The organism is Janthinobacterium sp., from assembly GCF_031995485.1.
Classification (GTDB): domain Bacteria; phylum Pseudomonadota; class Gammaproteobacteria; order Burkholderiales; family Burkholderiaceae_D; genus Janthinobacterium.
On record NZ_DAMAGB010000035.1, the window covers coordinates 67764 to 72027 of the forward strand.

General features: G+C 62.9%; 4 protein-coding genes and 1 pseudogene. 2 read left to right on the forward strand and 3 right to left on the reverse strand.

The features are described from left to right. Nucleotides 1-748 (reverse strand): annotated as a pseudogene (locus tag RTQ46_RS18515) (bifunctional metallophosphatase/5'-nucleotidase); the annotation flags it as partial. A 151-nt stretch (nt 749-899) separates the two neighbouring features. On the opposite strand from RTQ46_RS18515, the gene zigA reads away from it, so the two are divergent. Continuing rightward, nucleotides 900-2126: a zinc metallochaperone GTPase ZigA gene (gene zigA / locus RTQ46_RS18520; RefSeq protein WP_312438889.1), complete on the forward strand. Its 1227-nt coding sequence runs from the start codon at nt 900-902 to the stop codon at nt 2124-2126. Continuing rightward, nucleotides 2126-3151 (forward strand): GTP-binding protein, encoded by a 1026-nt coding sequence (locus RTQ46_RS18525; protein ID WP_312438897.1) that lies wholly within the window; start codon nt 2126-2128, stop codon nt 3149-3151. Before zigA ends, RTQ46_RS18525 begins: the two co-directional genes overlap by 1 nt. Here the strand turns inward: RTQ46_RS18525 and RTQ46_RS18530 are convergent. Both RTQ46_RS18530 and RTQ46_RS18535 read right to left on the reverse strand, forming a co-directional pair. Next, a complete protein-coding gene (locus RTQ46_RS18530) occupies nt 3123-3548 on the reverse strand; it encodes a transcriptional repressor (protein ID WP_312438890.1) in 426 nt (141 codons plus the stop codon). The two genes, RTQ46_RS18525 and RTQ46_RS18530, sit on opposite strands and share 29 nt — an antisense overlap. Nucleotides 3549-3646: 98 nt before the next feature. After that, on the reverse strand, nt 3647-4264 hold a 618-nt coding region (locus tag RTQ46_RS18535), incomplete at its 5' end, for an alpha/beta hydrolase (protein WP_312438892.1).

Genomic DNA, 4264 nt, shown 5'->3' on the forward strand with positions numbered 1-4264 from the left:
CCTTGCTGCGCAGTTCCGGCACATATTGTTTGGCCGCCTCCTGCACGCCGGTCACGCTGACCTTGCCGGCCAATACCTTCTGATCCCATTCGAGGATTTGCGGCGGCACAAAGCTCATCACGCCGATATTGATCTTGACGTTGAGCTTGCTGCCATCGGGCGCCACGGCGGCAAAATCGCGCGGCAGCAGGACGTACGGATTGAAGATCGGCTTGCCGCTGGCCACGCCGACCACATTGCTGAGCACGGACGGGAAGGTGGGTGCGCCGCAGTTCCCCGTCGGCTTGCTGACGCCGGGAATGGCGAAATCGGTATTGGTGATCTGGCTCAGGTAGCCCAGGCCATAGTTGAATTCATGGTTGCCCATGCCGCCCGCATCGTATTTCAGTGCGTTCATCGCCTTGTGCACGGCCAGCGTGGCGGTGCAGGGGACCGGCGCGGCCACCGCTTGCAGGTCGGCCAGCAGGGTGCCCTGGATCACGTCGCCGTCGTCGAGCAGCACGTTGTTGGGATGTTCCGCGCGCGCCGCCTGGATCAGGGTCGAGGTGCGTTCCAGGCCCAGGCTGGTGTCTTCGGCCAGCGCATAGTAGTTGTAGCTGAGCACGTTCGAGTGAATGTCGGTGGTTTCCAGCAGCGCCACGGTCACGCTCGTGCCTTCGGGAATAGTGGCCGCCTTGTTCGAACTGCCGTTGCAGCCAGCCAGACCCACACCTGCCAGCGCCGCCATCATGATCCAGTTTGTTTTCATTGCCATTTCTCGGAAAGATACAAAGGAGGCGACTGTAGCGCGGTCATGTGACGGCCGAATGACAGCAGGGCATTGGCAAAGAAAATTCTTCACATGCAAGTGAGCTGCATTATAATTTACAAATGCAACTTAACTGCAATAAAGGAAAATCATGCAAAACAAACTGCCCGTCACCGTCCTGTCCGGCTTCCTGGGCGCCGGCAAGACCACCTTGCTCAACCACATACTGCGCAACCGCGAGGGCAAGCGCGTGGCCGTGATCGTCAACGACATGAGCGACGTCAATATCGACGCCGCGCTGGTCAGGGAGGGTGCGCAGGCGGCTGGCGCGGCCCTGTCGCGCACCGAGGAAAAGCTGGTCGAGATGTCGAACGGCTGCATCTGCTGCACCCTGCGCGACGATCTGCTGCTCGAAGTGCGGCGCCTGGCCGCGGAAGACCGTTTCGACTACCTGCTGATCGAGTCGACCGGCGTGGGCGAGCCGATGCCGGTGGCGGCCACCTTCGACTTCGAGGACGAGCATGGCGACAGCCTGAACCACGTGGCGCAGATCGACTGCATGGTCACCGTGGTCGACTGCGCCAATATCCTGGCGGACTTCGGCAGCGAGGACACCCTGGCGCAGCGCGGCGAGACGGCGGGCGAGGGCGACGAGCGCCAGCTGGCCAACCTGCTGACGGAGCAGATCGAGTTTGCCAATGTCATCGTGCTCAACAAGGTCGAGATGGTCGATAGTGATGAACGCCAGCGCGTGCTGGCCCTGCTAAAGGCCCTGAATCCGGGCGCGCGCGTGATCGAAACCAGCCAGTCCGTGGTGCCGCTCGACGCCATCATGGGAACCGGGCTGTTCGATCTGCAGCAGGCGGCCAATATGCCGGGCTGGGCGCAAGAGCTGGCCGGCGTGCACGTGCCGGAAACGCAGGAATACGGCATCGGCAGCTTTGTGTACCGCGCAAAACAGCCGTTCCACGCGCAGCGCCTGTACGACTATATCGCGCAGCCGATCGCCGGCGTCCTGCGCAGCAAGGGTTACTTTTGGCTGGCCGGCCGGCCGCAGTGGGTGGCCAGCCTGTCCGGCGCGGGCAAGCTGATGAATATCGAGCCGGTGGGGCTGTGGTGGGCGGCGGTGCCGCAGGAGCGCTGGCCAACCGACGCGGAATCGCTGGAGGATTTGACAGCCGGCTGGAGCGAGCCGTACGGCGACCGCTACCAGGAAATCGTCTTTATCGGCCAGGACATGGATCGCGCCGCCATCGAAGCGGACCTGCAGCGCTGCCTGCTCACGCCTGCCGAAACCCGGCTGGGCATGGACGGCTGGCACGCGCTGCCCGATCCGTTTCCGCAGTGGCAGCGGATGGACGAGCTGGAAGAAGCGTGATGGACGACCCCGCGATCCCCGAGCTGATCCCTGTCACGATCATCACAGGCTTTCTCGGCAGCGGCAAGACCACCTTGCTCAGGCGCATATTGCAGGGCAAGCACGGCCTGCGCATTGCGGTGATCGAAAATGAATTTGCCGCCGAAAGCATCGACAACGCGCTGCTGGTGCAGGACAGCGATGAGCAGATTGTCGAGATGAACAATGGCTGCATCTGCTGCAGCGTGCGCGGCGACCTGATCCGCATCCTGGGCGAACTGCGGGCCAAGCGCGCATCGGGCTTGCTGGCTTTTGACCATGTCATCATCGAAACCACGGGCCTGGCCGCGACGGGGCCGGTGGCGCAGACGTTTTTTGCCGAGCCGTCCGTCAGCGCGTTTTACATGCTCGATGCCATCCTCACCGTGATCGATGCGCGCCACGCCCAGCAGCAATTGACGGACCATCGCGAAGCGCAGGAACAGGTGGGCTTTGCCGACCGCATCCTGCTGTCGAAAACCGACCTGGTCACCAAGGACGAGCTGGCGGCGCTGCGCCGGCGCCTGGCGGCCATCAACTGCCGCGCCAGCATACAGAAAGTAAGTTTTGGCAATGTGCCGCTGCGCGATATCCTGAACATTCGCGGCTTCAACCTCAATGCCATCGTCGAACTGGAGCCGGATTTCCTGGGCGAACTGGGGCACCGCCATGGCGACGGCGTGCAGTCCTTCGTGTATCACCAGGCGCAGCCGATGGACCTGTACAAGGTGGAAAACTTTCTGGACGCCATTGTGCAGCTGTTCGGCAGCCAGCTGATGCGCTACAAGGGGATTTTGTATATCGCCGGCACGCCATGCCGGGCCGTGTTCCAGGGCGTGCACATGCTGATGGGCTCGGAACTGGGCGCGCCGTGGCGCGAAGGCGAAGCGCGTGCCAGCAAGATGGTGTTTATTGGCCGAGGCTTGCCGCAGGAGACCCTGATACGGGGCCTGGACGGCTGCGTGGCGGGAACGGCGCCTATTTACAGCGCGGACACACGCCCTTGATCAGGTAATCGACGTCGCCGCCGCTGAAGCCTTCGGGCAGGGCCACCGGCGGCGGCAGCTTGACTTCGTTGAAGCAGGTGACGGTGGCGCACTTGTTGCACTGGAAGTGGGCGTGCTCATGCGCCTGGTGGCCGCCGCCGGCGCTGAAGCGCCAGACCTGGTCGCCGCCGGCAATGCGGTGCACCAGCTCGTTTTCGGTCAGCCATTCCAGCACGCGGTACAGGGTGACGGAATCGATATCGCTGTCCTGCGACAGCGCCTGCTGGATTTCATGGTGGGTCAGCGACTGGCTTTGCGCCATCAGGAAGTCGAGCACCTTCACGCGGGTCTTGGTGACGCGGGCGTTGGTGCTGCGGATCAGCGTTTCGGCTTGCTGGGTAGAAGAAGATGTCAACATAAAATTTGCCTGCTTGCGCATGGTCATCATCGCGGCGCGGTCGCCGCATCTTTGCCATGCCGTTTTATCGCATCTTACCATGCCGGCCCGCTTGCCTGTCAGGGCCGGAAACTCCAGTAGCGCCCCTTGGGCGTATCGACCGCATCGAGAAAACGCTGGTCGGCGCGCCTGTTGTCATGGATCAGATAAAACATGTCCGACAGGGCCGAGCGCTGTTCGGCAAAATAGCTGTGCTTGAGAAAACCCGTATCGACGCCGGTGGCATCGATGGTCTCCACCCCGGGCAGTATCAGCATGCCGGCGCCGCTGTCGCCGGCGCGCGCATAGCCGTGTACTGTTTTTGATGCCGCCAGCGCCAGGTCTTCCGACGAGGCGTACAGCGTGACCGGGTGCTGCGCGGCCGTCAGCTGCGGCGCAATCTGCTGCTGGAACACCTGCGCATCGATATCGGGCGCGCTCAGGATAATGGCGGCAATGCGCTGCGCGAGATCAGGCTGCCCGGCGATCAGCTCGGCGCAGGCGCGCGCCAGGCCCCGGTTGCCCATGCTGTGGCCGATCAGGTACACTTTTTCCGCCCGCGTCTTTGCCAGGAAATCGGCCAGGAACGCCCTGATATGCGGCGTGCTCCATTCGATATTGTTTTCATCGACCGTATAGCGCGCCACCTCGCCCTGCGAGGGCCAGCTGTAGAAGACGGGCGCGCCGTCAAAGCCCAG